Source organism: Arthrobacter livingstonensis (assembly GCF_003219815.1).
In the GTDB taxonomy this organism is placed as follows: domain Bacteria; phylum Actinomycetota; class Actinomycetes; order Actinomycetales; family Micrococcaceae; genus Specibacter; species Specibacter livingstonensis.
In genome coordinates, this window is the sequence record NZ_QJVD01000019.1 from 12947 (window position 1) to 38362 (window position 25416).

Sequence of the window (25416 nt, forward strand, 5' to 3'; positions counted from 1 at the left end):
TCAGGCCTCCGGCTCGTAGCGGAGCATGGTGATGCCCGCTTCGGGGTAGTCGCAGTACACGGGCTTGACCCGCATGCCGATCCGCACGTCCTCGTGGGCGACATTGACAAGTTCGGTGGAGAACTTGGGCCCCTCGTCCCACTGCACCACGGCCAGGACCATGGGCCCCGCCGCGGCGAAGTGCGGTGCCACCGGGCGCGTGGTGATCGTGTACGTGTACAGCGTTCCGGCACCGGAGATCTCGCGCCACTGGAGGTCGTCGGCCAGGGTGCGCGGCGCCAGCGGGCGGGGGTAGAAGATGTACTCGCCCAGCGACGGGGAGTACTGGATGCGGACCTTGTGCTCGGCCAGGGCGTCCCAGAAGGGCCGGGTCAGCGGGGTTGGGACCGGAAGCGGCGCGGTGAATGCCGGCGGCGTGTATGTGGTGCTCATGGTGTTTTCCTACTCCCCTTCGAAGATCAGTGCTGTTTGCTCGCTCATGATGCCGCCGTTGCCGGTGACAAAGGCGCGGTTGCAGTCCGCAACCTGTGCCTCGCCTGCGCGCCCCATGATCTGTCGGACGCCGTCGATCACGTGGTGCATGCCGCCGGCAATGCCCGCCTGGCCAAACGACAGCTGGCCGCCTGCCGTGTTCATCGGGAAGTCGCCCCGGAACGTAAGGTCGTGCTCGTTCACGAACTGCATGCCCTTGCCCTTTTCGGCAAAGCCGGCATCCTCCAGGCTCATGAGCACGGTGATGGAGTAGCAGTCGTAGATGGAGACCATGTCCACCTCGTCGCGGGTGATCCCGGCCATCGAGAACGCCTGGTCCGCCGCGTGGACCATGGGCGAGTACATGAGGTCCCTCGCGTAGGTGGGTGTCTTGTAGGGGACGCGTTCGCCAAAGCCCTTGATCCAGACGGGGCGGTTCTTGGACTTGGCCGCCAGGTCCTTGTTGCCAATCACGACGGCGGCGCCGCCCTGGCAGGGCATCACTATCTCCAGCAAGTGCAGGGGGTCCGCGACCATCGGGGAGGCCAGGACGTCCTGGGCCGTGATGGGCTTGCCATGGAAGACGGCGCCCGGCGTGGCGCAGGCGTTGGTGCGCTGGTCCACGGCAATCTTCGCCATGGCCAGCTCGTCGTAGCCGAACTCGTAGCCGTAGCGTTTGGCGATCTGGCCGTAGGGGCCGTTCTGCCCCAGGTTTGCGTACGGGATTTCAAATTCCGCCTGCGGAGAACCATACTTGTTGGAGGATGCGCCAAAGTACATGGAATCCTCCATGACAAACGGGCGGCGCTCGTCCGTGGGCACCTCGTGCGTCCCCGGGAAGGTGACGAGGACGGCGTCGCACAGACCAAGTTCAACGGCGGCCGCGGCGCGCCAGACGGCGGCTGCCGAGCCGGCCCCGCCCAGGTCGACGATCTCGGCAAAGTTCGCATCGATGCCCAGGTACTCGGTGATGGTGGAGGGAACAAACATGCTCGCCTCGCCGATCAGCGGCGTGACGATGCCGTTGATGTCTGTTGCATCCAGCCCGGCATCGTCCAGGGCCGCCTTGGACAGGCGGGCCCACTGTTCCAGGTTGAAGGTCTTTTCCCGTGCCAGCTTGCGTTCCGGCGGCAGTTCGTAAAAGCCGAGGATTGCGGCTTCCCCTCGAAGTCCCATGGTGGTCTCCTTCATTGCTTGTTGGTTGTTGTGCGGGCACGCAGTGCCGGTGCCCGAAGGGTTATTGCTCGTGGTGTGGTGGTGTCGCTACGTGCCGTGCCGGCTAAGGGCCGGCGGCCGCGGGAACGTGGCCGACGGAAGAGATGCGCAGGCCGAGCTCGGGGTGTAGGGTTCCCCCGGCAAGCAGCCCGTCAAGCTCATCCCAATGATCGCCAAGCTGCCACTGCACGTCCGCCGGGACCGCCAGGATGCCGTGGATGCCGTGGGTGCGGGATGAAGGGTTTTGCGCGTCGATGCTGCCCTGGGGTGTTTCCGTCAGCAGCAGGTCGGCGCCCTCATCCCAGTGGAAGCCGGCCGTCAACGGGCCGGCCTCGGCGTCGATTTCCCGGGCGCCGAGCACATCGCACAGGACGTGCCGCGCCTGTTGGAGGCTGTCCACCGTGCCGTGGATCAGGGGCAGGCGCAGCGGTGCGGCGTCCGACTGTTCCCACGGGCAGGAGAGTCCGTTGCCCACCGAACCCGTGAGCTCCTCGACGCTGTGGGGCGCCTGGACCATCTGGGCGAGGAAGCCCAGACCGGTGTCCTTGGGATGCAGGAATGCCTCCTGCCACTGCGGATGTTCCAGGTTGACGAGGATGGGATCGATCCCGGCTTGACATGCTCCGGCAATGGCCGCACGGATGTCGTGCACCTTGAACGTGATGTGGTGGGGTGCGGGACGTCCATCGTTGTCGGAAAGGAAGCGCTGGATGAATGAATGTTCCCCGCTGCCGGGTTCCAGCAACTCCAGTCGCATGTCCTCGGCCACGGCCAGCTGGCATGGGCTGAAGTCTTCCATGGGGAAGCCGCTGGCCCACCGGGCACCCAGCTCACGGTTCAGGACGGCACCGGCCGGGCTCCACGCGGGGACGGCGATGGCCAGGTGGTCCAGCTCGTGGGCGCTCATGCCGCCACCCGCCCGAAAGGGGGCGCCGGCGCGGTACCTAGGCCGTTCCGGCCTCGAACTGCTGCAGCCGCAAGCCGACCATCTGCACGAACCTGTCCGAGATCCGCAGTGCCTCGTCCATGGTCTTGTCCCCGGACAGCAGCCTGGCGACCAGGTCCATCAGCACGCACCAGATCATGGCCGTAATGTCCGAGGCCTCGTCCAGCGGAAGCATCGAGAGGTCCGAAAGAATGGGTTCCTCGAGCACCGTGCCGAGCTGTTGCATGAGCGCCGAGACGTCCGGATCGTTCGTGGAGCGCAGCATCAGGATGGCCTTGTAGAAATTCGGCTGCCGTTCGAACGCGGCCAACGCCATGCGCAGCCGCCGGGAGATGCACTCGATCGTGCCGAGGTTCTCCTCCCGCGACGGCTCCACCGCGTTGAACGGCACACTCCAGTCGTACACGACATTCGCGTACAGGTGTTCCTTCGAGGAGAAGTACCTGTAGAGCGTCCCCAGCGCGACGTTTGCTTCCGCTGCGACGTCGCGAATCTGGATCGATTCGTACTCGTGGTTGCGCAGCATCGATTTCGCCGCATCCAGGATCCGCTGGCGTCGCAGCTTTTGGTAGGCGGGAAGCTCGGTCCGTTCGCCAGAAAGTACTATGGCCATGGTTCGCCTCCTGCTTGGATATCCGGTGGGCTACCAACGCTACCACCGGGCCTTGGGGGACATGGGTTCTGGGCTGCGCATTACCGCTGCTTCCAACGGACCAGGGCGTCAAGGGCCTCAATCTCGTCACCGGCAACACGCAGCGGGTTGATTTCCAGCTCTTCGAGCTCGTCGCCCAGGCCCACGGCCACCTGGGAAATCCGGAAGATGATCTCGGCCAGTTTATTCAGGTCCGTCGCGACACTTCCACGGAATCCCTTCAGCAGGTCAATGCCCTTGAGGGATTCGAGCATGCGCCGGATCTCGGCCGGCCCCACGGGCAGCAGTCGCAGTGCGGAGTCCTTGAGGATCTCCACCATGACACCGCCAAATCCGACGGCGAGCACCAGTCCCCAGTGCGGGTCCCGGACGATTCCCACGAGCAGTTCGTTCCCGGCGGGGCGCATGGGCGAGACGGCCACTCCCTGGATGTGTGCACCTGGGGCGAGATCGGCCACGGAGGCCATGATGACCTCGTACGCCTCGGCGACGGCCTCGGCGTCGCGCAGCATCAGCCGCACGCCGCCAACTTCCGTCTTGTGCGCAATGTCCTCGGAGGCAACCTTGAGGACCACGGGGTAGCCCGTGTCCTCGGCTGCCTCAACGGCCGCCTCGGCGGAAGTGGCGACGGCGGCCGGAACGTACGGAACGCCGTGCTCCCGCAGGAACGCGCCGGCCTCAATTTCGGTCCAGCCCTCGGCACCGGCGGGCTTCTCGATCACCTCTGTCGGTGCCACGACGGGGTCGGTGGCGAGTTCATCCGACCGCTTGCTCCACCAGGCGCTGCGGGCCACGGCCGGGATGCCGCGGTCAAAGGAATCAGAGGCATGCGGCAGTCCGTGTTCGGTGGCAAAGTTGCGCCCAAATTCGGTGACCTCGGTGGGCAGAAAGCTCATGCCAATGACGGGTTTCGGGGATGAGGTGAGCTGGCGGTGCAGCTCATCCTGGTTCAGCCGGCCCATGTCAGCCATGGGCTTGCTCATGGGCCAGCCGCTGTTGATGACGATGAAGTCAAAGTTGTCGTCGTCAATGAAGCACTGGTTGGCCTTGGTGATGATGGTCGGGTCCACCGAGATGTAGCCGGTGGTGTCCATGGGGTTGTTGACGGTGGAGAAGGTGGGCAGGCCGGCGTCGTGCAGGGCCTGCACCGTGCTCTCGGCGGGGGCGGGCATTTCCAGCCCGGCTTCCTCGGCCTTCTCGGCGATCAGTGCGCACATGGCACCGGAGCCGGTCACCACGCCCATGCGGTTGCCGGAAATCCGGCCGTGGGATTCCATGATGCCGGCGGTCGCCACCAGGTCCTCGATGTTGTCCACGCGCACCACGCCGAACTGCCTGCACGCGGCGTCGATGATCTTGTCATCCCCCACGAGCGAGCCGGTGTGGGCGGCTGCCACGCGGGCAGAGGCTTCGCCCCGGCCTGCCTTGAACACCACGATCGGCTTGCCGGCCAGGCGGGCGCGTTTCGCCACGGACAGGAAGTGGCCCGGGTTGGAGATTTGCTCCAGGTAGGCGGCAATGACGCGGGTGTCGGGATCGTCAACGAGCATGTCCATGACGTCGATGGCGGTGATCATGGCCTCGTTGCCCACCGTGACGGCCGTCGAACAGCCCACCCCGCGGGAGGCCATGTGCGGCAGGAGGTAGATGGCCAAGGCTCCGGACTGGCTGGCCACACCAACACCGCCGGGGATCATGGGCATCTGCGTCATGTGGCTGAACGCGGCCACCTTCGCGTGGGAGTTCACGAAACCCAGGTTGTTTGGGCCCAGTATGAGCTGGTCGGCTTCGCGCGCACGCTCCACGAGCCGCGACTGAAGCGCCTGGCCCTCAGGCCCGGCCTCACCGAGGCCGGCGGCCAGCATGATCAGGTTGCGGATGCCCTTGACCCTGGCCTCTTCAAGGATGGTCTCGAGCGAGTTGGCGCCGGTGAGCACGATGGCCAGCTCGGGCACGGTGGGCAGTTCGGCAATCGAGGTGAACGACGGCTGGCCGTGGCATTCCTCCCCGCGCCGGTTGACCATGTAAAGCTCCCCCTCAAAACCGCCGGAGCGGAGGTTGGAATGGGTGAAGTGCGACCAGCTGGACTTCGTGTTGGCGCCGATGATCACAATGCTTCGGGGTTCAACAAGTTCACGCAGCCGTGCCGTGTCAAGGGTCTTCAATGTGGCGACCTCGCCTGTCATCGTTGTCATGCGAAAAGGGTTCCTTTCGGTGAAACTTAGAGTACTGAAGGATTGTTCGTCGCCGCAGCGTTCCTGCGGCCGGCGCAGGGCCTATCCCCTGGGCAGCCCAAGGATGCGTTCGGCGATGACATTGAGCTGGATTTCAACCGTTCCGCCACCAATGAGGACCTGGGGCACACCCAGCAGCCCGGTCACCGCATCCGCCGGCGCCTGGGCGAACAGTGCTGCCGGGCCGGCCAGCTGCAGAACCAGGGTGGCGGCTTCACGGGAGAGCCGGGCGTGGGCGACCTTCGCCAGGGACGAGCCAACGCCGGGCTGGAGTCCGTTGACCTGGCGCAGGGTTTCCCGCAGGTTAAGGGCGCCAATGGCGGAGCTGACGGCCACAATGCGGCCCAAAGTCGCGTAGGCCTCGTCGGCGGTTGCCGCGTAGCCGCCATCAGTGATGAGTCGGCGCAGGGACTCCTCGGTTCCGGCCGAAACGCCCGCGGAGATCTGGGTGCGCTCGTTCTGCAACGTGGTGGCGGTGATTCGCCAGCCTTGGCCCGTTTCGCCCAGCAGGTAGGTGTCCGGGATGAACACCGAGTCCAGGAACACCTCGTTGAATTCGGCGTCGCCCGTGGACTGCTTCAGCGGCCTGACGTCCACGCCCTTGGCGCGCATGTCAACGAGGAAGTAGCTCAGGCCCTTGTGCTTGGGCACGTCGGCGTCGGTGCGCGCGAGGCAGATGCCCCAGTCCGCTTCGTGGGCCCCGGAGGTCCAGACCTTCTGCCCCCTCAGTTCCCAGCCGCCGTCGACCTTCACGGCGCGGGTGGACAGGCCGGCGAGATCGGAACCGGCACCGGGTTCGGAGAAGAGCTGGCACCAGATGAGTTCGCCGCGCAGGGTGGGGAGGGCGAACTGTTCCTTAACGTCCTCGCTGCCGTAGGCGAGGATCGTGGGCATGGCCCATTCTCCAATCACCGATGAGGGCTGCAGGAGCCCGCGACGGGCGTATTCCTGGGCAATGACGACCTGTTCGGAGGGGCTTGCGCCGAGGCCGTAGGGGGCCGGCCAGTGCGGGGCTGCAAGGCCGTTCTCGGCCAGGAACGTGCGCTGCGAGCCACGGGAGTTCCACCGGCCGCCGTCGTGTTCGTTGGCCAGCACAGCCGCCTCGTCCAGGAGCGCGCCGATGCGCTGGCGGAACGCGGGCTCTTCGTCCGGCAGTTCGATGTCGATGCGGCGGTCAAGCTCCAGGGCCGCTCGGCCCAGTGCGGTGGCGCCGGCACCCGCCGGGGCCACCTGGGCCGCCGCGGCAATGGCGCGGCGCAGGTACAGGTGGGCGTCGTGCTCCCACGTGTAGCCGATGCCGCCAAAGATCGTGACGGCTTCGGTCAGTGCGTCCACCGACGGGACAATGCCCGCCTGGATCGCGGAGCCGGCCGCGAGTGCCTGCTGGTCGGCATCCTGGTCCAGGGCCACCAGCGCAGACCAGGCGGCAGCGGTGGCCAGTTCGGAGGCGATGAGCAGGTTGGCGCACTTGTGCTTGACGGCCTGGAAGGAGCCGATGGGCTTGCCGAACTGTTCGCGGATCTTGGCGTAGTCAGTGGTGGCTTCCACGGCCCAGCGCATGATGCCCGATGCTTCCGCGGCAAGCAGGCCGGCCTGCAGGGTTTCCACGTACTGCGCATCGAGGCCCGCCAGAACGTCCTGGGGGTCGATCGCCAGTCCGTCCAGCACGAGCGTTCCGGCGTCGCGGGTCAGGTCCGTGCAGTTGCCGGCAACCTTGGAAACGCCCGCGCTCTCGGCATCAACGAGCGCAAAGCGGGTGGCCGCCCCGTCGTTGAAACCGACAACGAGCCATTCGGCGGAGAGCAGCGACGCCACCGGCACCCGTCCGCTGAGCGTCCAGCCCTCGCCCTCGGCGACAGCCGTGACGGCGGGGGTTGGCATGACGAGGGCGCCCGTGGCACCTTCTGCGAAAATGTCCAGGCCGTGCGTGGATGCCTTGCAATCCGCGGCACCGGCCACGGCAGCGCTGGCCAGGACCGTGGAGACGTACGGGCCGGGAACCAGCCGACGTCCGAATTCCTCGACTACAACGCCCGTGTCAACAACGCTGCCGCCCTGCCCTCCTCGCTCTTCACTGATGTGCAGGGCATGCAGCCCGTTCTCCACGAGCTCGTCCCAGTGCGGGGGACGGCCCCCGGCACCGCAGGCCTCCAGGTTTTCGCGGGTCAGGCGGATATCGGCGAAGCGGTCGGCAAAGTCGGATACGGCGGCGGCCAGATCGGCTTGCTCTTCGGCGAGGGACAGCGGCATCTAATCACTCCAAGATCACGGACGGCGGTTCCCGACGGGGGTACGCAATGTCCAGCGGCTAATTCAATAACTGAAACTAGACTCTAGTTTAATTTTGTGATGCAAGCAATAGTTTTCTGACGTTAGGCTTCAAAATGTTGGCGATCTACCTAGTGGACCCGGCGTACCGTCCTTCCATGCCCCGAGGCGGTGTGCTCTACCAGGGGCAGCATGGCGACTTTTGGCGTGGTTCGGTGACGTCGAGGCCTGTGGTTTTCGACGCTAAATATCGCACCTCTGCGGGAGTCGCTGCCTACGGAAGGTTCGCAAGGACTTGGCTCTGCGCGGTCGTGAAATGAAGGTAGCGGCACAGGCCTCGGCGCGAACCCTCAAGTGGGTTCCGACGTCGAAAATCAGGGACAAGTCCGAGGCCACCTCCGGTTCGCGATGACCAGGGAACGATACACGGAGGTTGAGTCAGCCTTGGGGCGGATGAGAAAACTTCCCTAACAATTCGGCGAGACTCGCTTGTTCGGCTCGAAGAAAACACAATGCCACGCCCAAGCGCGACGGGGCGGACAGGTGTGGTCAACAGCCCATGGAACCACCCGCGCATCTTGCGGGTGTAGCAGACGCCGCGGATCTGCGGGGCGATTCCTGCCGTGAGGATAATGACGCCCGTTCTTGGGTGCGAGGTGACTTCGCGCCGGTATCGTGGTTAGTGATGCTGATCTGTTCACCACATCCGCCCGCGAAGGGTTGGCACTCCTGCTGCCCAGCAACTCACGCAAAGGTAAAGGCACCATGGCGATCTTTAGCCGTCCCCAACCGGGAACCCTGCCCATAACGCTCAAGCTTCTAGTGGCAATTATGGTTCCTTCCGTCATCGTCAGCGTGCTGGGAGGTGCCTCGGCCAGCATGGGCTTTGGTCTGGCCATGGGCCTGGGGATGGCGGTCACACCCGTAAGCAAGCCGCGTCAAGCCGCGCTACTGGTGACCGTGGGTGCCGCTCTCGGCGGTTTGGCGTCCTTGGCAGGCGCAACGCCTTGGGCCATCGCGGTTCTCATGTTCGTCTCTGCGATCCTCTTTGCGGCTACCAATCAGCGCTCGGCCGGACTGCTCTCGCTGACTCCGGTCATGGTGATCCTCTTTGGTCCCGGTCCCATCAACCTCCCCTGGTGGTCCGCAGTTCTGTGGATCCTTGCCGGTGGCTTGGCTGGTGCCCTGATCACCCGTTTGCTCAAGTTCCAGGCCCCGACACTTCCGGTGGAAAAACGCACCGCGTGGGAGCACGGCATCGCGGTGGGCCTATTGTGTGCGGCGATCATGTACTGGGCCTTGGCCAACAACATCCCCCATGGGTACTGGGTCGCGGTGACAGTTCTGATGGCCCTGCGGCCATTGGCCAATCAGCGGCGCGAGACCCTCAACGGACGCCTCATCGGCACCTTCCTTGGGGCCATTATCGCCTTGCTGGCCGTGTTGTTCCTACCCGTATGGGGCGCCGTCACAGTGGCTGTACTGTGCCTGTTCTTCCTGGTCTGGTATTCCATGGGCGGGGCATACCTCATGCAGGCCCTGGCCTTGACACCGATGCTGTTGATCTTCGCTTCCCTCGGGGACATCGAGCGCGGATTCGAACTGACCGTTGAACGAGTCATTTTCACGGTGATCGGAATTATCGCAGCGGTGCTGCTCGCCCTAATGCTTCGGCACTGGGAATCCCGGCGTGAGGCCGTCTCCGGCTAAAACTCCAACGCCATCCCTGTACGACAGCATGCCCCGTTACCCCCATCTGCTGATGCAGTATCACGGAGGGGTGTGGTTTCACCGCTAAATGTCGCATTCCCAAGTTCCTGAGCTCGCAGTGCCCAGCGATCCGCAAGGGAACCCTGGCCGGATAATTGTAGGACGTCGACGGCTGGCTCAGGTTCGAATGCGCGGAAATTGCAGCATGTGGGCGCACCTTTATGGCCATACATTTATCGGCGACACCCTGTCCTGCATCGTGAGTTGGGGACTTGCATCCATGGGGAGGATGAATATTACGTTGTCATTGTCGCGCGCCACTGTGTTGGGAACTCATACCCTCTCAGGGTGCACCGATGCCGCTTCCTCCCCCGCAGCAACATCAGGGAAGGCAAAAGTTTCAACTTCACCCCAGTCGATAGCTCACGATGCGATAGCGTTCGAGGTCCAGAGACCAAGGGTAGAAAATGCGGCGGCCTCAGCTCCGGTCCTGAAACAATTTAGCGGCACAGGGTCCTCAACTATTCAGATCGGCCCGCTACCTTCTGGATACAAGAAGCTGGGTACTACTGTGAACTGCGATGGACCAGGTGATTGGGAGACCAACATCGTTCAAAAGAGACTGCATGCGGCCGATCCGGTTGCACAGTGCAAGGCGGGGCCACAGTGACGTACCCAATCGATGAGCCGTTGAAGGATCAGACTGTCAAAGTCACAATCGACGCCGGCACCAAGTTCTGAATCACGTTCTTCACCACGGCTTAGCCTTGATCTCCACCGATAAAAGGTCGGGGTCGCTCGGCGTTTTAAACACGAAATGCCGGTCTCTTTAATGAGCTCGGTCCGAACAGCGCACTTCAAGGCCACTCCCCCACAGCATATCCGCAGGTCAGCGGCGCCACCCAGACCAAATGTCGGGTTCCGACCGACGACCGTTGCGTTCGAACACCAAAGCCATTTAAGCACGAAATGACGGGGCCGAAACCGTCCCCGTCACTGCGAAAAACCCTGTAAATCCGGGCTTTTCTGCCCGAGATCCCCTGTCGGGTTCGAACCGATGACCATTGCATTCTATGCGGTCATTGCCCATGAAAACTGTCCATTTCGCGGCCAAAACGCCCATCATTGCGGGCTGTTGGCAACTATCGACCACCAATGGGCCTCCTATGGGATTCGAACCCATGACCCCCGCTGTCGCCTCTATCGTCAATATCGACTTGCCAATGGTCGTTCCTGGCCTTTGTTGGTGCGAAACGCGCGCAACAATGGATGGTACTGAAAAGGCGGCAGTTGTCACTAAATTTAATGAGTTTCTAATGAGTCGGTTACATTCACCCACTCATTCAGACCAATGCATAACCATCCCAAAATATTCAATGCCGCATCAGTGACTTCTGGGCCAAGATGCCCAGAACCGGCTCGCAAACGCGAACGGGAAGCGTGCCAGCTCAGCCCACAAGGCCAGCGTCTGTGTACCCGGCCAGCACTAATCAATGTCTTGTGAACGTCGGTCACCAAGATCTGCACGATAGACCCGTCAAAGTTTCTTGCTCCAAGGACAGGAACACGACACACATTGCATGCCAATTTCAAACGGCTATTTCCGCAGCCGGCGGTCGCAGGAAGAAGAATGTCAGTGGCTCACCGTAAGCTCTCCAATAGCCGCCTCATTCGAGACGGCAGCAACTAAGGAGTCACCAAAAATGCCGTCGGTTCCTACACTCACTTGCCCTCACTGTCGCCACACTTTCGTTGGAGTCAAAGTGACTCAGCACGGACTAATTCGCTGCGGTAAGTGCGGCAAGACGATTCGCATCTAGCGCCCAGTCCACCCTGTGGTCGAAGCCTTAGGGGAGATCATCGGGCTGAGTTCCTACTGCCCGATGATCTCCCCTGCAACCCCCACCTTCAACATCTAAGGAAAATTGCATGAGTTCGAGCCAGTATCGAAGTGAGTTAGAGCGTAAGCGTAAGCAGCGGACCGATGCTGAAACTAAGGCTGGGGAGAACCGTACGAAGGAGTCCCAGAAGCGCAGCGAGAGTGCAAAGTCGCGACTTGCGGCTTCCAAGGCCAGCAGTGAATCGACGAGGCAAAGCAAGTTACGGGAGTCGGAGCGCAAAGACAAAGAAGCCGAATCCGCGGGCAAAGAAGCTGGCAAATGGCAGGCAAAAGCGGCTGGTTTGATGAAGGATGAATCGACTTTGATGACGAGGCTGACCAATGCTGAGCGCAAGGAAAGTGTAGCTGCTGAGCAGAAGCGAAAGCGTGACCAGCAGCAATCTGATCGTCGATACGCTGCTGAACGGGCCGCATTGGAAGCGCGGTTGGCTGGTGCAGAGGCGACTGCTGATAGGGCTTTTCGGACATTGCCGGCGCCCAAGCCTGAAAAATTGAGGGTTCTAATATTGGGGGCGGCCTCTGAAGGAGACCTGCGGGTCGGGCGTGAACAGAAGCGCATTCGTACCGCGGTGGAGTCAGCTCTACACCGCGATCAGATTGAACTCGACGTCAGACCTGCAGCGACGACGGTAGATCTACTTGATGGAATTACGCGATTTCGACCCCACATTGTTCACTTTTCTGGTCACAGCGACCACGATCTCATCATGTTCGAAGACGACACCGACGAACATCATGAAGGCGTCGTCGTCACCGCCCAGGCTTTCTCGAGGGCAATTCAAGCTACGGACGATCCCCCACTATTGGTGTTGCTGAATTCTTGCAATTCCGCCTCGCAGATTGACGATGTCGTTGCAAACGTAACTCCATTCGCGATTGGCATGGCCGATAGCATCGATGATGCTGACGCTATCAATTACGCCGCACAGTTCTATGCCGCGGTGGCCAATGGCCAATCCATTAGGTCAGCTCATCTTTCAGGTCGAGTCGCCTTGGAGCTTGCAGGCCTCGACGGTGCGGCCCTGCCTACTCTCGCTCATGCGCCGGATGCTGATCCTACCTCGACAATCCTTGTTGAACCAGCCAGCTGGCTTTAGTTTCTGTGGCTTGTCTTTTCGGCTCTCTTGGAGGTGGTACCCAATTCGACGGCGGCACACCTGAGACTCAAACCACCAAACGAGATCGGCGATTGAGGCGAAGACAAGCGATGGCACCAGGTATCTGTCGCCCCATTATTCGGACGCAGCCGCAAGATTTACAAACCTGGCTTCCATTCATCGCCCGCACCCTTGCGGTATAATGCGGCGGTCGTCATTGTGCCGAGGTCTTTTCCATCGGCGAAGGCCACGTGCACTTTTTCAACGCGAGAACGTAGTCGGCGCCCCTCTTCGTCAGCGAATGCAATTGGCGTGCCTACGAACTCCGCAAGTGTCTCGAACGGACTAGCACCAAGGAAAGCTCCATCGGAGGCGCCCACAGACGATGGCTCGAAGACGACCATGACAGTTGTGCCGTCAAAAGTAATCGAGATTACCGACTTTGCAAAAATCACGCCGTTTGTTGCTCTCTCATCAACGTACCCCTCGAATGCGGCAATAATCTCCCTATCGTCTGGCAGGCTATTCTCTAACGACATTTTAACGTCCCTTATCCGCCATTGCATCGGCATTCGTTGGTCGACATGGATTGCCACACCGTTCCAGGACCACGTACCGCAGCTTCTACTAAAATTGGTGTTCACCTGATCCTAGTGCCGCGACCATAGATAAATGTCGAGAACCGCCAGTCATCAACTCAAACTAAATTCCCGCCGATGCTGACGCGCCAATGGTATGGCTACTCCGCCACACAGTAGGTGGCTGCACGGACGTCGGCACCCTAAACAGGAACCAGAATTTGATCAGCAATTAGCAAGGAGCACGACGCCATGTTCACTCAGCCCTCCGGCCCCACTCTCTCCCCCGAGCTAGCGGCCCAACTGGACGACAGCTTTTTCCAGTCTCGCCCACTCGGCTATTTTTCGTCGCGAATCACTTCTATTTTGTCGACCATTAGGCAGGGCCAGCAGGTACCAACAGCGCAAGATGCCATTGACTTCGCATCCGAGCTCGGTCTTGAAGGCTCCCCTAACATTCTCAACTTCACAAATCGAGACCGAACACTGCAAATAGCTACCGATGCCTTTGCAGTGCGACATCATGCTGCCGAGACACTGGTCCGCCTTTATCATGGCCTTACTATCGGGGCTCCACAACAAGGACCAGCACGAAGCGTATGGGCCGCCGTAGCAGAGGGCCCAAATCTCACCAAGACCTTAGTCGACCAGGCCAGGGCTCATCTTGTAAGCGATGAAGGCCATGACAGGTTCTGGCAGTTAGTTCTGACCAACCAGCACGCAACCAATGGGCATGGGCAAGAAGCAGAAATAACGCAAGCGCTCAACGTCGTCGCAGATTGGCTGCACCACGCAATGGACCTACTCGTCCGCAACGATGTAAATATCAATGCTGCTCACAACAAAGTGAAACATGGGCTGTCGGTAAGGGCCCGCAATGACCGGCGTCTAACATTTACAACCAAAGCGCCTCATGCGGACGGCACCGTTCCCCTGAGCTCACTTATAGGTGACGAAGCTGTCGACATTTTTGATGGAGTAACAATGGATTACTTGGCTAGAGCTCCGAAACAAGATGGAATTAAGCAAGGTCTGGAAATTTCTACCCTCAACCTCAAGCCAACCAAGATGCTTGCCGAGACGTGGATGATGGCCGTCGCCCACGCCGCAATGTTTCATGTAGCAGCCGCTGAGCACTTCCCAAATGGCGATATTCCCATTGCAGATTTCCCTCCCTTGCCCCTGTCACCGACGCCCCAAGGGCTTCTTGGCGAGGCGGTGGTAGGCATGCGACACCCGATAACAACACCGCCAGATGGCAGTCCTCTAAGCAGAACAACTGGAGTTGCCTTTCGCACTCAATTCGTACCGTTTGAATTACGAGACACGTGGGCTCACGGCGTGGTTGTGGACGACTGAACGCCCGCCGTCAAAAATGGCGGCATGATTCCCGGGAAGCTTCAGACTACTTTGCCCACTGCCGTCCTTGCTCTGACGGGACAGTTTTGTTCGAGCTTTTTGAACCGATGTCGGCCGCAACATACGGTGTACATATGGACTTTGAAAAGGTAGTTGCACCACTTTTGACCCTCGTCCCCGGAACAGACATAGTCCGATTTGGTAGCGGATTCTTTGTACGCATAAGCGGTGAGGTTTTCTTGACCACTACAGCCCACCTTTGCGACTTCGAGCTCGCACCCAGGGCAGAGTGGGACGTGTGGGCGAACCAGATATTTCTGATTGATACTAAGAGCTCTCTTGGAGAAGGTGAGATGACGACGCTCGCGAATTTCGAATTGTTCACGCCAGACCATGACAACGAAAGGGTTCCGAGGTTCAAGTACTTGCTCCGAGCAGAGCGACCAGGAACCATCGCCGATCTCATTCTGATCCCGATTCAGACAGACAACCCCGTCCTGGACATGTACGACGCGTTCGACCTCCCAGCAGATATTGGCGCTCACATGGCTGGCGAAATGGTCACGCAGCTTGGGCGTCGCAGTGATTTTCCGGCTCTCAGCGTTGCCCAGCACCACTCGACCCAGAGTGCTGGCCCAGTCCGGATCATGTTCCCCAACGGCCAAGAAGGTGACTCTGGCGGCCCCGCTATCGATAAAGGCGGCAACCTGGTGGGCATGAATGTCGGTTCTCATGTGAACCTCTCTGACCACGCCATGCTCATGTCACCGGAGGCGATCGTTGCCCTTGCCGCCTCGGTGAACGGCGTCGTCCCGAATTGGCCGCAGTTTGCTCCCGCGTCTTAAGGTTGACGCACTGCTGGCTTCTGCTGCAAGGATTACCAGATAGCCCGCCGTTAAGCTCTTTCAAGACCACCTCGAGGGAACTGATCTGGTCACCCGGGGCGAGCTCTCTGCCCCTGAGATTGACGATCTTTACCGATCATGCACCGGATATCCGGTCTTTTTCTCCACTCGGAAGCGGGACACTTCGGGAGTGTTCGTTAACAGACGAGAGGCGCGGTTGGACGGGTTTTCCGCCGGGAAAGCGGGATCGCTACGGTTGGAGTTTTTCCCAGTTCTTCGGCTGGGGCAAAGCGTTGTCTCGCACGATCTGCCCAGAAGCGAACCAACCTACGAGCGTTGCGGCCAGCATGACATGAACACGAGCCTGTTCAATCGTCGGCGGGATTGAATTCTTGTCCACGTGCCGGTAATGCTGCCCGTGCCACAGAGTCTCCATCATGTGGTGCAGTGTTACGCCAGGATAGGCTTTGTCGTTGGATCGCAGACCCAGCACCCAGTCGCCCTGCTGTTTGACGACAATGGCAGCCTTCCCCAACGACGGAGCGAGATCGTTCGGTGACACAATCGGCGTTGCCGCTCTTTCGACCGCTTTCACGGCCTTGTCCATGGCTTCTTCAGCCTTGCCGTCGAGCCCGAAGGCGTACTCCCAAGCCTCAGCAAGCAATTTTCCCGCAGTGGCGTCTGCGGCGTTGATCGCTTCCTGCATAGTCTCTTCGAGTCCTTCGGTGACTCGATAGCCCACGCGCGACATGTTATCGCTTAAGACAACAGCATATTTCGAGCGATAAAGGTTGAGATACTTAGCGAGTTCCTCGCTAGGTGTTCGGTATCCACGAGGCATCGTGTACAACAAGTAATCCAAAACCCTCATGATCATTTTCTCGTCAGAGAGAAAAACGGTGTCCGCGAAGGCTTTGCTCGTCAAATCAGGGCCTGCCGTAAACCCAAGGTTGATGTTCAATTCAAGTTGCAGCTCAAGGGCAAATTCCTTGATCTGATAACCTGACCTAACAAAAAGGGACTCTGCCAGCCAGTTCTTCAGCGGCTCCGCCAGAATCGTTGGGATGCCCTCACGGATGATCGACATCTGCGCGATCTCTTCTTCGGTCGCATCAAAGGGTATGTAGGCCATTATTTGATTAGACCATCCGGCACTGACACGCCGCTAATTTATCTCAGCCAAATTCGCTAGCTCTGCAAGAAGCGGTGCCAAGGCGTCTTGCAGTTCGCGCTCTTGGCTAGCCGAAGCCCCGGCATCCACGCTGGCTTCTGGTTCCTCGGCTAGCCACTCCACCGTTGCCTCGTGCCGTTCAGCCCACGTCGCGTGTAGGTTTCCGACGTCGCGCAGAATCTCCTCTCGGGTTCGCTGACTTCGGCTCACTTTTCGCTCCTGAATCAGCTGTGGGCTGCGTTGCCTTGGTGATCCGGCGGCGCAGCTCGGAGTAGTCCTTCTTGTACATGTGAGCATAGACGCTGTCTGTGACAGTGACGGAGCTGTGGCCCATCAAGCGCGACAACTCAAACATCTGCACATCGAAGCTCACCATCAGCGAGGCGAACGTGTGCCGCAGCTCGTGGAACTTCAGGGACGGAATCCCCAGCACGTCCGCCGCTGGCTTGAAGGCGTAACGGTAGGACCCCTGTGGTCAAAGGCTCGGTCGTAAGTCTTTACGGGGTTGTCGGAAGCCAATCGGCGGAGACGTGTGAAGACTGCATCGAAAATACAACCGCCACGCCAACAGCCCCAGAACCTGACAGTCATCCCCGTGTGGCAAATACGATTGGTTGGTAAAGACAGTCCAGATAGTTGATCCGCAAGGCACCCCACGTCTACGTACAACAACAGTCTCGAGACCCCTGCCAAAGACGCTTTCGATGTCAGCTTCACGTTGTCGGGACAGGACCGAATTTAATGAGTTTTTAATGAGCCCGGTCGCGACGGCGCATCTCGCTGCAGCACCCCCCCAGCTAAAACCGCAGGTCAGCGGGTTACACGTCACCCTGAGTAGCTATTCAAACCGACGACCGTTGCGTTCGAAGGGATAACCGCCTGGGCGCCGCACGAAAGGACACCGAGGGGCATGCGGCACCGGGCCAACACGCCCAGAATCCCCGTCATTCCGGGTTTTTCGTGCGCCCTTCGACCGCTTGAGGAATCCAGGCCCCTATGGGATTCGGACCGACGACGGTTGCATTCTAAGGCGTCCATCGCGTTGAACTACGCCCCGCCACCACCAAAAAACCCCGCAATTCCGGGACTTTTGAGCAGTGCTGACGACTATCGACCACCAATGGGCCTCCTATGGGATTCGAACCCATGACCCCCGCTGTCGTCTCGATCGCCTATTTCGACTAGTCAAAAGCCATTCCTGACCTTTGTCAGTGCGAAGAGTGCATGACAATGGATGGTAGTGAATAGGCGGCAGTTGTCGTCCAATTTAATGCGTTTCTAATGAGTCGGTTACATTCATCGGCCGTTTGAGCCCAAAACCCGTCTGAAGGTCACGGCTTGTATGCTGACAAAGACTTTTTGTTCTAATCCCGTGTTTTCGAACTCTCAGAAACAGACATACGGATCATCGTGCGATCTGATTTGGCGCAACTGATTCGCGACTGCAATACGGTCCCAAAGTGGAATACTGGCTCACGGCTGACACCAAGAGTCAGCTGAACATTCCGCAATGCGCCGTGGGTGCAACTCGTGCGGCGCGCCCGCACGAGTCCACTTTTTCTCTGAGGAAATTCGCGGATCGTCTACAACCAATGGGTGCTGGCGCCATGACGGTGCATCAACGCATGGCGAGCTCGAATGCGAGTGGGTCTAAACGTACGAACGCGAGTCCTTGGTGTATCGCACCTAGCCCGACGGCCTCACTGGCGAGCGGGGACGCAATGAGCGTCGGCGCTGGACCGTGACTCAAATCCTTCAGGTGCAGGGCGGCGTCGTCGAGTATGCCAGCGGCAGCAGGGGCAACAGCACCTCCGACAATGATGCGTTCTGCGTCCAATATCCCGCCGACTACCACGCAGACACGGGCCAGCAAGAACGCCAAGCGCGCTGTGATGGCAAGAGCTTCGGCGTCACCGGCCCGCGCTGCGGCGAAGACGTCTTCAGCTTCGAATGCCTTCTCGAGAGCTGTGCTCGCCAACGCCCCGGATGCACGAGCCTCTTCAGCCCAGGTTCGGGCGAGCCGCGCGAGCCCGTCGGCGGAGCCTACACCGTCGACGTAGTCCAGCAAATGTAATTCACCCGCACCACCGTGTGCGCCTCGAACCAGCGCCCCATCTGCGATGATACCTGCACCAAACCGCTCACCGGCCAGTAGGCACACAAATGACGACGCCCCAACACCAGCACCCACGGCACCCTCGGCGATCGCAGCGAGGTTCGCATCGTTCTCAACGACGACCTTCCAGCCGCGCCGCGCGAACTTCTCGGCGAATCCTGGGTTCATCCGCGCCCAGAAACCGTCAGCACCCTGGGGCGAGGCTCCGATAACGTCAGTCGGCGCTGGTACTCCGAGCACAATGATTAGTACTGCATCCACCCTCACACCTGCGGTCACGAGGGCCGCATCGACGGTCGTTTCAGTCAGTGCCAACCGATTGGCTGCAGTATCTAGCACTGCACCGATTTCGCGACTCTCGCGGGCGAGTTCGGTGCCGCGCAGATCAGTAACACGGGCCGTAACTCTGTGTTCACCGGAGTCAACACCAACGAGCGCGCCTGCACCGGGACGGAAGGCATAGCGCCGCGCTGGCCGACCCAGACTGTACTGGCCAGCCGTGCGGGCATCCGCGAGCTCCTGCAACCAACCACGCTCAACGAGATCGGCACACACTCTCAGCACGGTTGAGCGAGTGAGCCCAGTTTCTTCTATAGCGTCACTAGCGGTGAAAGCGTCAGCTTCCCAAGCGTATTGAAGCAGTCGACCGGCATTGAGAGTACGTACGAGGTGAGGGGACACTGCCGGAGAAATCTGCTGCATGCTCTTGACCATATCGAGGATAAGGGGATATTGTCGAGAACACTAAATCTAGTACCTAAATTTAGTATTGTAGTTACCACTCCACGCCCTCAACCTTGCTCGCATCGGCATCCGCGCGCACCACAACACACAGGAGACAACGACGTGTTCTTGCAATCCCCTCTGCCGCGCGAGCTGACGCGCAGATCCCTGCTCCTTGGAGCGGGGTCGATCGGCCTCGGGCTCGGCCTCGGCGCGTGCTCGAGCCCCCGCTCGGGCGGCACCACTGAGATCACTTTCTTCCAATCCAAGCCCGAGGTAATCGCCTACTTCGATGATCTGATCGAGCAGTTCCATGCCTCGCAGGACCGGGTTCGTGTGGTGCATGACTTTTCATCGAACCTGTCGGCAGGCTTCGTGCGCAACAATCCGCCAGACGTCGGCTGCATCAACTACAACTTCGAGATCGCCCGGTTCGTGGACCGCGGCGCTCTGAGCGACCTCTCAGACCTGCCGGCCGCGAAGCGAATCAATCCAGCCCTACAACCGATTATCGATCAGACCGCGAGCTACCCCGATCGGACGAGTGTTCTGCCGTACTCACTCATGGTCGCCGCTGTGCTCTACAACCGCAAGATTTTCGCCGATCTTGGCCTCAGTGTACCCACCACTTGGACGGAGTTCCTCGCGGTTTGCGATAGCCTCACGGCCGCCGGGATCACTCCGATCTACAGCACATTCAAAGACCCCTGGACCATCGCACAGGGCCTGTTTGATTACTCCGTAGGGGGTTCGGTAGACCTCGAGGAGTTCTTCACCCAGTTGAAGAAGCAGGGTACCGATGTCGGACTGAACTCCGCCGCCTCGTTCGAAAAGGACTTCTCCAAGCCCTTGGAACAGATGCTTGCCATCGCAAAGTATTCGCAGCCAAACGCCGCAAGCCGTGGCTATGGCGACGGGAACCTCGACTTTTCAAAAGGCAACGCTGCAATGTATTTCCAAGGCCCTTGGGCCCTGAGCGAGATAGCGAAAACCGCGCCAGACTTGGACGTAGGCGCCTTCCCACTGCCGATGACCGAGGACCCCGACGAGCGCCGGGTGCGGGTCAACGTAGACCTCGCCCTCTGGATCCCGGAGGCCTCACGCAAGAAGGAAGCAGCACGAGAGTTCGTGTCGTTCCTCATGCAGCCAGAAATCATCGATGCCTACAACGCCGACAACAACGCCTTCGGTGTAACGACGGACGCACCAGCTGTTAGTCAGCCCACTCTTGTTGAGCTGCAGAAATTCTACGACAAGGCCTCGTTCTCGCTCGGTGCATCGCAGCTACTGCCGCAGAATATACCGCTTCAAAATTATGTACAGGGCATCGTGCTGGGCTCCGATCCTGATAACACGCTGCGCACCATCGACGCCGACTGGGCACGTCTGGCCTTTCGGTCCTGACCGAGCACCCCAAGAACTTCTCCCTCTCAGTCTGATAAACCCACTGTTCACGAAAGGTCACTCATGGCCATCTCGACCCCCACCCTCCCGGAGGCACGCGGAGTTGCGTCGTCGACGGCGCAAGTGTCGGGTACGACGAAGCGCAAACGCCGCGTCGATCCAATGTTTCATCTTTTCCTGCTGCCGACACTCATCCTCTTCACGCTCGCAATCACACTTCCGGCCGGCATGGGTATCTTCTACAGCTTCACTGACTCCATCGGTTTCGGCGAGTGGTCGTTCGTTGGCCTCACTAACTACGCCGCGATGCTGACCGACCCGGCAATTCTGACCTCGTACTGGTTTACCATCGGATTCGCGTTGGTCACCGTTATTACTGTCAATGTCATCGCTTTCCTGCTCGCTATCACCCTTACCTCAAGGATCAGAGGCAAGATCGCGCTGCGAGCCGTGTTCGTGCTCCCGATGGTCGTGTCAGGCATCATCATCGCGTTCGTGTTCAACTTTTTGTTCTCTAACTCGCTTCCTGCCTTCGCCGAATCAATCGGATTTACACCACTGGCAAGCAGCGTGTTGTCCAACCCCGATCTTGCCTGGATTGCGATTGTGGTGGTCACAGCTTGGCAAGCCGTACCATCGGCGCTGCTCATCTACATCGCGGGAGTATTGTCAGTGCCTGGTGACGTCTATGAAGCCGCCTCGCTCGACGGTGCCTCCCCGTGGAAGCAGCTGCGCTTGATCACGTTGCCGCTCGTGGCGGGCTACGTCTTGATCAACCTCGTGATCGGTTTCAAGAATTTCCTCAATACCTACGACATCATCGTTGGTTTGACTGACGGCGGTCCTGGCACTTCCACCCGCAGCGTTGCCATGACCATCTTCTCCGGCTTCTCCAGTGGTGACTACGCCTACCAGATGGCCAACGCCACGGTCTTCTTCCTCATCGCGCTCGTGATCGCACTCATTCAACTGCGTATCACGCGCGGAAAGGCGACATTCTGATGACCAACCAAGTACCCAACTCACCCGCCCTACAGGGCACCCCCGGCGCCGAACATGAGAACACGATTCCTGGCATTGGCAACTCTCGCAACACCGAACTCGGATCCACCACTACCCGGCGGCGGATAGGGCGCCGCCGACCCGGCCTACTTTTGACCATCGTGCTGATCGTGTGCTCGCTTACCGTCATCGCTCCGCTGTTCGTGAGCGTCACTATGGCGTTCAAAACGGGTGCACAGTCAGTCGACGGCAATGCATTCTCCTTGCCGGCTCCTTTCAGCTTGGAGGGTTTCACCACAGCATGGACCCTCACCAACTTCCCACGCGGCTTCACCATATCGTTGGTAGTAACCGCGATCACCGTGGTTGGCACAATCATATTGAGCGCCCTCGCGGCGTTCGCTATCGCCCGCAATTGGGACCGCAAATTTTTCCGCTGGTCTTTTTTCTATCTTCTCGCCGCAATGTTTTTGCCATTCCCGGTACTCGCGCTTTCACAGGTGAAGCTCACCGGAATAGTCGGCCTTGATAATCCAATCGGTGTAGCTATCCTGCACGTCATGTTCCAGCTATCGTTCAGCGTCATGCTGTTCACCGCGTTCCTTCGCTCTTTGCCACAAGAACTCGAAGAAAGCGCACGGATTGATGGCGCGTCGACGTGGCAGGTGTTCTGGCAATTGGTATTTCCGCTGCTGGCGCCCATGAGTGCAACGGTCGGCATTTTCGCTTTCCTCGTCTCATGGAACGACTTCATGATGCCCTCGCTCATCACCTCCGATGCCGCCATGCAGACACTGCCAGTCCTGCAAAAGATCTTCCAAACCCAGTTCAGCAATAACTACAACGTCGCCTTCGCGTCATACCTTATGGCGATGGCACCCGCAATCCTGGTCTACCTGTTCACGCAACGTTGGGTGATGTCTGGCGTTACCCAAGGCGCAATCAAGTAGACGCATTTACCCACGTGCACCTTTCCCTCAGCTACCACCTGAACACCATCAACAATAAAAGGACACCATGACCGAGATACTCCATGCCCTACCCGCCACCTCACAGCCCCTGGATGAAGCCACTTGGTGGCGTCAGGCCGCTGTTTACCAGATCTACCCACGCAGCTTCTACGATGCGAACGCTGACGGACTCGGCGACATCAAAGGCATCACCACCAAGGTTCCCTATCTGACGGAACTGGGTGTGGACGCCGTCTGGCTCAGCCCCTTCTACCCCTCCGAACTAGCCGACGGCGGCTACGACGTGGCCGACTACCGCAACGTTGATCCCAGGCTGGGTACCCTGGCTGACTTCGACCAGATGACAGCAGCCTTGCACGCCGCTGGCATCAAGCTCATCGTGGATATCGTCCCGAACCACTCCTCCGACCAGCACGCATGGTTCCAAGAAGCACTTGCAGCTGACAAGGGCTCCACCGCCCGGGCACGCTACATCTTCCGTGACGGCCAAGGGGTCAACGGCGAGCTCCCACCCTCCGATTGGGTCTCCGTCTTCGGCGGACCCGCCTGGACCCAGGTTGATGACGGTCAGTGGTACCTGCATCTATTCGCCTCCGAGCAACCCGACTTCAACTGGGACAACCGGGAGATCCGCGACGATTTCCTCAAGACACTGCGCTTCTGGTCAGATAGAGGTGTTGATGGCTTCCGCATCGACGTGGCACACGCGTTGATGAAGGACCTGAGTGAACCACTGCCGTCCCAGGCCCAAATTCTCGAACTCGAGAAGCTGAACAACGGCACAAATCCATTGTGGGACCGCGACGACGTCCACGAAATTTATGCCGAATGGCGGGCCCTGTTCAACGAATACAACCCCCCACGCACCGCAGTCGCTGAAGCATGGGTGGACCAGTCCCGCCGAGCCCGTTACGCCTCCACCGAAGGCTTGGGCCAGGCGTTCAACTTTGACCTGCTCATGGCAGATTTTGACGCAGAATCCTTCGCCTCGATCGTAACGAAAAATCTGGCTGAATCCGCAGCCACCGGAGCATCCTCCACTTGGGTATTCTCCAACCACGACGTGGTCCGCCACGCCACCCGTTACGGGCTACCGAACCTGCCAGATCCAGAAAAGACCCAAGACGGCAAGGACTGGATCCTGGCAGGCGGAGCTGAGATGGAACTCAACCGCGAGCTCGGCCTGCGTCGCGCCCGCGCAGCAACCCTCTTCATGCTGGCCCTGCCCGGTTCTGCTTACCTGTATCAGGGAGAGGAACTGGGCCTGCATGAAGTGGCTGATATCCCCGACGCAGATCGCCAGGACCCCGCGTTCTTCCGCAACACGGGTATTGAAAAGGGCAGAGACGGCTGCCGCGTACCATTGCCCTGGACCAGCTCAGAGACATCGTTTGGCTTCAGCAACTCCCAGCCACACCTGCCACAGCCCTCATGGTTTGCCCAACACGCCGTGTCCGTCCAAGACTCACATGAGGGTTCCACCCTGAACTTGTACCGCGATGCTTTAGCCCTACGGCGGTCGTTGCAAACTTCCGAGGAACTTAGCTGGATCTCCAATACCAATCCTGACGTACTGCACTTCCATCGCCCCAACGGCTGGAGGGTCCTCACTAACTTCGGCACCACCGCCGTCGAACTTCCCGAAGGGACAGTAGCTCTAAGCAGCGTACCGTTGGAAGACCGAATGCTGCCGGCAGACGCCACGGCCTGGCTCGTCTAAAACCGCCAACTCATCAGCTACGCACTGCCGCTCACCCAAAATCTGCGTGAGCGGCAGTGCACGTTACCCATCCAATGAAGAACTGCGTCAAGGAACGGAACACCCATGGAGAAAACTATCCACAACACTCTCCGGATCGGTATTGATATTGGCGGCACGGCCATCAAATATGGTGTTGTAGATACGTCTACAGGGATCCTCGTCAGCCCGATTGCACAGCAGCCTACACCCCAGCCAGCCACCCCCACTGCCATTGCCAATACCCTGCGCGCTGTGATGACGGATATTCAATCCTGGGAAACCGCTCCATCACCACTGACTGCCGCTGGAGTCGCTTTCCCTGCCATCATTCGCCAGGGAACAGCATGCTCAGCGGCCAACATCAGCGATGAATGGATTGGCCTCAACGTGGAGCGTCTCCTAAGCACGGCACTCCAACGACCAGCCAAAGTCCTCAACGACGCTGATGCCGCAGGCTTAGCAGAATCGAGTCATGGCGCAGGAAAGGGACAGCGCGGGATAGTCCTAGTCCTCACCCTAGGCACAGGCATTGGTTCGGCACTGGTGGTCGACGGGAACCTTGTTCCCAACCTTGAGCTGGGACACCTGCAGTTGAATGGGCTCAAGGCCGAAACCACAACCTCAGCCCTCGCTCGCGAAAAAGAAGGACTGAGCTGGAACGAATACTCCTCACGCCTCCAGCAATATCTATCGCATGCAGAGTTTTTGTTCTCCCCCGATCTGATCATCATAGGCGGCGGAATCTCAGTCCGGCATGGAGAATTTCTACCGCAGATACGTCTAACCACGCCCATCGTCCCAGCACACTTGCACAATTCTGCTGGTGTCATTGGTGCGGCACAGATTGTTGGCTGAAATTGCCGAGATCCGACGTCTAGAAAGTGACGACCTTTCATACCTGATCGCCCCACACCTGCTAACTAAAGCCCCGTACAAGCGAATGCAACCCGCGAAGACGAATTTCGCGCTGCCGCTGGCCACGTCAGAGCCTTTGCTTCATCCAACCTGATGAT

19 protein-coding genes are annotated in these 25416 nt (G+C 59.7%); 9 read left to right on the forward strand and 10 right to left on the reverse strand.

What is annotated here, in order from left to right:
- The 6 genes from CVV68_RS16055 to CVV68_RS16080 form a co-directional block, all read right to left on the reverse strand.
- Positions 1–432, reverse strand: a complete 432-nt coding sequence (locus CVV68_RS16055) for a Zn-ribbon domain-containing OB-fold protein (RefSeq protein WP_110502019.1) — start codon at positions 430–432, stop codon at positions 1–3.
- A 9-nt stretch (positions 433–441) separates the two neighbouring features.
- Positions 442–1647 (reverse strand): thiolase family protein, encoded by a 1206-nt coding sequence (locus tag CVV68_RS16060; protein ID WP_110502020.1) that lies wholly within the window; start codon positions 1645–1647, stop codon positions 442–444.
- 103 nt (positions 1648–1750) lie between these two features.
- Positions 1751–2593: a VOC family protein gene (locus CVV68_RS16065; protein ID WP_110502021.1), complete on the reverse strand. Its 843-nt coding sequence runs from the start codon at positions 2591–2593 to the stop codon at positions 1751–1753.
- A gap of 37 nt (positions 2594–2630) precedes the next feature.
- Positions 2631–3245: a TetR/AcrR family transcriptional regulator gene (locus CVV68_RS16070; RefSeq protein ID WP_110502022.1), complete on the reverse strand. Its 615-nt coding sequence runs from the start codon at positions 3243–3245 to the stop codon at positions 2631–2633.
- Between the two features lie 80 nt (positions 3246–3325).
- A complete protein-coding gene (locus tag CVV68_RS16075) occupies positions 3326–5479 on the reverse strand; it encodes an acetate--CoA ligase family protein (protein ID WP_110502023.1) in 2154 nt (717 codons plus the stop codon).
- Positions 5480–5560: 81 nt separating this feature from the next.
- On the reverse strand, positions 5561–7768 hold the full coding sequence (locus CVV68_RS16080) for an acyl-CoA dehydrogenase family protein (RefSeq protein ID WP_110502024.1): 2208 nt from the start codon (positions 7766–7768) through the stop codon (positions 5561–5563).
- 783 nt (positions 7769–8551) lie between these two features.
- Between CVV68_RS16080 and CVV68_RS16085 the strand changes: the two genes are divergently transcribed.
- Both CVV68_RS16085 and CVV68_RS16090 read left to right on the forward strand, forming a co-directional pair.
- Positions 8552–9496 (forward strand): FUSC family protein, encoded by a 945-nt coding sequence (locus CVV68_RS16085; protein ID WP_110502025.1) that lies wholly within the window; start codon positions 8552–8554, stop codon positions 9494–9496.
- A gap of 1929 nt (positions 9497–11425) precedes the next feature.
- Positions 11426–12493, forward strand: a complete 1068-nt coding sequence (locus CVV68_RS16090) for a CHAT domain-containing protein (RefSeq protein WP_110502026.1) — start codon at positions 11426–11428, stop codon at positions 12491–12493.
- A 158-nt stretch (positions 12494–12651) separates the two neighbouring features.
- On the opposite strand, the gene CVV68_RS16095 is transcribed toward CVV68_RS16090, so the two are convergent.
- A complete protein-coding gene (locus CVV68_RS16095; protein ID WP_146238926.1) occupies positions 12652–13137 on the reverse strand; it encodes a hypothetical protein in 486 nt (161 codons plus the stop codon).
- A gap of 186 nt (positions 13138–13323) precedes the next feature.
- Here CVV68_RS16095 and CVV68_RS23235 point away from each other — a divergent pair, with 186 nt between their 5' ends.
- Together CVV68_RS23235 and CVV68_RS16100 are read left to right on the forward strand one after the other, a co-directional pair.
- Entirely contained in the window at positions 13324–14430 is a 1107-nt protein-coding gene (locus CVV68_RS23235) for a hypothetical protein (RefSeq protein WP_146238927.1), read from the forward strand.
- 134 nt (positions 14431–14564) lie between these two features.
- Entirely contained in the window at positions 14565–15275 is a 711-nt protein-coding gene (locus CVV68_RS16100; RefSeq protein WP_110502028.1) for a hypothetical protein, read from the forward strand.
- Positions 15276–15525: 250 nt separating this feature from the next.
- Here the strand turns inward: CVV68_RS16100 and CVV68_RS16105 are convergent, their stop codons facing one another.
- The 3 genes from CVV68_RS16105 to CVV68_RS16115 form a co-directional block, all read right to left on the reverse strand.
- On the reverse strand, positions 15526–16407 hold the full coding sequence (locus CVV68_RS16105) for a hypothetical protein (protein WP_110502029.1): 882 nt from the start codon (positions 16405–16407) through the stop codon (positions 15526–15528).
- Between the two features lie 178 nt (positions 16408–16585).
- Positions 16586–16879, reverse strand: a complete 294-nt coding sequence (locus tag CVV68_RS24955) for a tyrosine-type recombinase/integrase (protein WP_110502030.1) — start codon at positions 16877–16879, stop codon at positions 16586–16588.
- Positions 16880–18064: 1185 nt separating this feature from the next.
- Positions 18065–19276 (reverse strand): ROK family protein, encoded by a 1212-nt coding sequence (locus CVV68_RS16115; protein WP_110502031.1) that lies wholly within the window; start codon positions 19274–19276, stop codon positions 18065–18067.
- A gap of 132 nt (positions 19277–19408) precedes the next feature.
- Between CVV68_RS16115 and CVV68_RS16120 the strand changes: the two genes are divergently transcribed.
- From CVV68_RS16120 to ppgK, 5 genes are all read left to right on the forward strand, one after another.
- Positions 19409–20689: an ABC transporter substrate-binding protein gene (locus tag CVV68_RS16120; protein WP_245933587.1), complete on the forward strand. Its 1281-nt coding sequence runs from the start codon at positions 19409–19411 to the stop codon at positions 20687–20689.
- 63 nt (positions 20690–20752) lie between these two features.
- Positions 20753–21691: a carbohydrate ABC transporter permease gene (locus CVV68_RS16125; protein ID WP_110502032.1), complete on the forward strand. Its 939-nt coding sequence runs from the start codon at positions 20753–20755 to the stop codon at positions 21689–21691.
- Entirely contained in the window at positions 21691–22641 is a 951-nt protein-coding gene (locus tag CVV68_RS16130) for a carbohydrate ABC transporter permease (RefSeq protein ID WP_110502033.1), read from the forward strand. The genes CVV68_RS16125 and CVV68_RS16130 overlap by 1 nt, the downstream gene beginning before the upstream one ends.
- Before the next feature lie 67 nt (positions 22642–22708).
- Positions 22709–24382 (forward strand): glycoside hydrolase family 13 protein, encoded by a 1674-nt coding sequence (locus CVV68_RS16135; protein ID WP_110502034.1) that lies wholly within the window; start codon positions 22709–22711, stop codon positions 24380–24382.
- Between the two features lie 105 nt (positions 24383–24487).
- The gene (gene ppgK / locus CVV68_RS16140) at positions 24488–25258 is read left to right on the forward strand and encodes a polyphosphate--glucose phosphotransferase (protein ID WP_110502035.1); all 771 of its coding nucleotides are present in this window, start codon (positions 24488–24490) and stop codon (positions 25256–25258) included.
- The last annotated feature ends 158 nt before the right edge of the window (positions 25259–25416 follow it).

Bases quoted from the DNA above. Each gene is read 5' to 3' on its own strand.
- CVV68_RS16130 (WP_110502033.1), top strand. From the start codon at position 21,691: ATGACCAACCAAGTACCCAACTCACCCGCCCTACAGGGCACCCCCGGC.
- CVV68_RS16105 (WP_110502029.1), bottom strand. From the start codon at position 16,407: ATGGCCTACATACCCTTTGATGCGACCGAAGAAGAGATCGCGCAGATG.
- CVV68_RS16055 (WP_110502019.1), bottom strand. From the start codon at position 432: ATGAGCACCACATACACGCCGCCGGCATTCACCGCGCCGCTTCCGGTC.
- CVV68_RS16135 (WP_110502034.1), top strand. From the start codon at position 22,709: ATGACCGAGATACTCCATGCCCTACCCGCCACCTCACAGCCCCTGGAT.
- CVV68_RS16070 (WP_110502022.1), bottom strand. From the start codon at position 3,245: ATGGCCATAGTACTTTCTGGCGAACGGACCGAGCTTCCCGCCTACCAA.
- CVV68_RS16125 (WP_110502032.1), top strand. From the start codon at position 20,753: ATGGCCATCTCGACCCCCACCCTCCCGGAGGCACGCGGAGTTGCGTCG.
- ppgK (WP_110502035.1), top strand. From the start codon at position 24,488: ATGGAGAAAACTATCCACAACACTCTCCGGATCGGTATTGATATTGGC.
- CVV68_RS16075 (WP_110502023.1), bottom strand. From the start codon at position 5,479: ATGACAACGATGACAGGCGAGGTCGCCACATTGAAGACCCTTGACACG.
- CVV68_RS16100 (WP_110502028.1), top strand. From the start codon at position 14,565: ATGGACTTTGAAAAGGTAGTTGCACCACTTTTGACCCTCGTCCCCGGA.
- CVV68_RS16085 (WP_110502025.1), top strand. From the start codon at position 8,552: ATGGCGATCTTTAGCCGTCCCCAACCGGGAACCCTGCCCATAACGCTC.
- CVV68_RS16060 (WP_110502020.1), bottom strand. From the start codon at position 1,647: ATGGGACTTCGAGGGGAAGCCGCAATCCTCGGCTTTTACGAACTGCCG.
- CVV68_RS16065 (WP_110502021.1), bottom strand. From the start codon at position 2,593: ATGAGCGCCCACGAGCTGGACCACCTGGCCATCGCCGTCCCCGCGTGG.
- CVV68_RS16090 (WP_110502026.1), top strand. From the start codon at position 11,426: ATGAGTTCGAGCCAGTATCGAAGTGAGTTAGAGCGTAAGCGTAAGCAG.
- CVV68_RS16080 (WP_110502024.1), bottom strand. From the start codon at position 7,768: ATGCCGCTGTCCCTCGCCGAAGAGCAAGCCGATCTGGCCGCCGCCGTA.
- CVV68_RS16115 (WP_110502031.1), bottom strand. From the start codon at position 19,276: ATGGTCAAGAGCATGCAGCAGATTTCTCCGGCAGTGTCCCCTCACCTC.
- CVV68_RS23235 (WP_146238927.1), top strand. From the start codon at position 13,324: ATGTTCACTCAGCCCTCCGGCCCCACTCTCTCCCCCGAGCTAGCGGCC.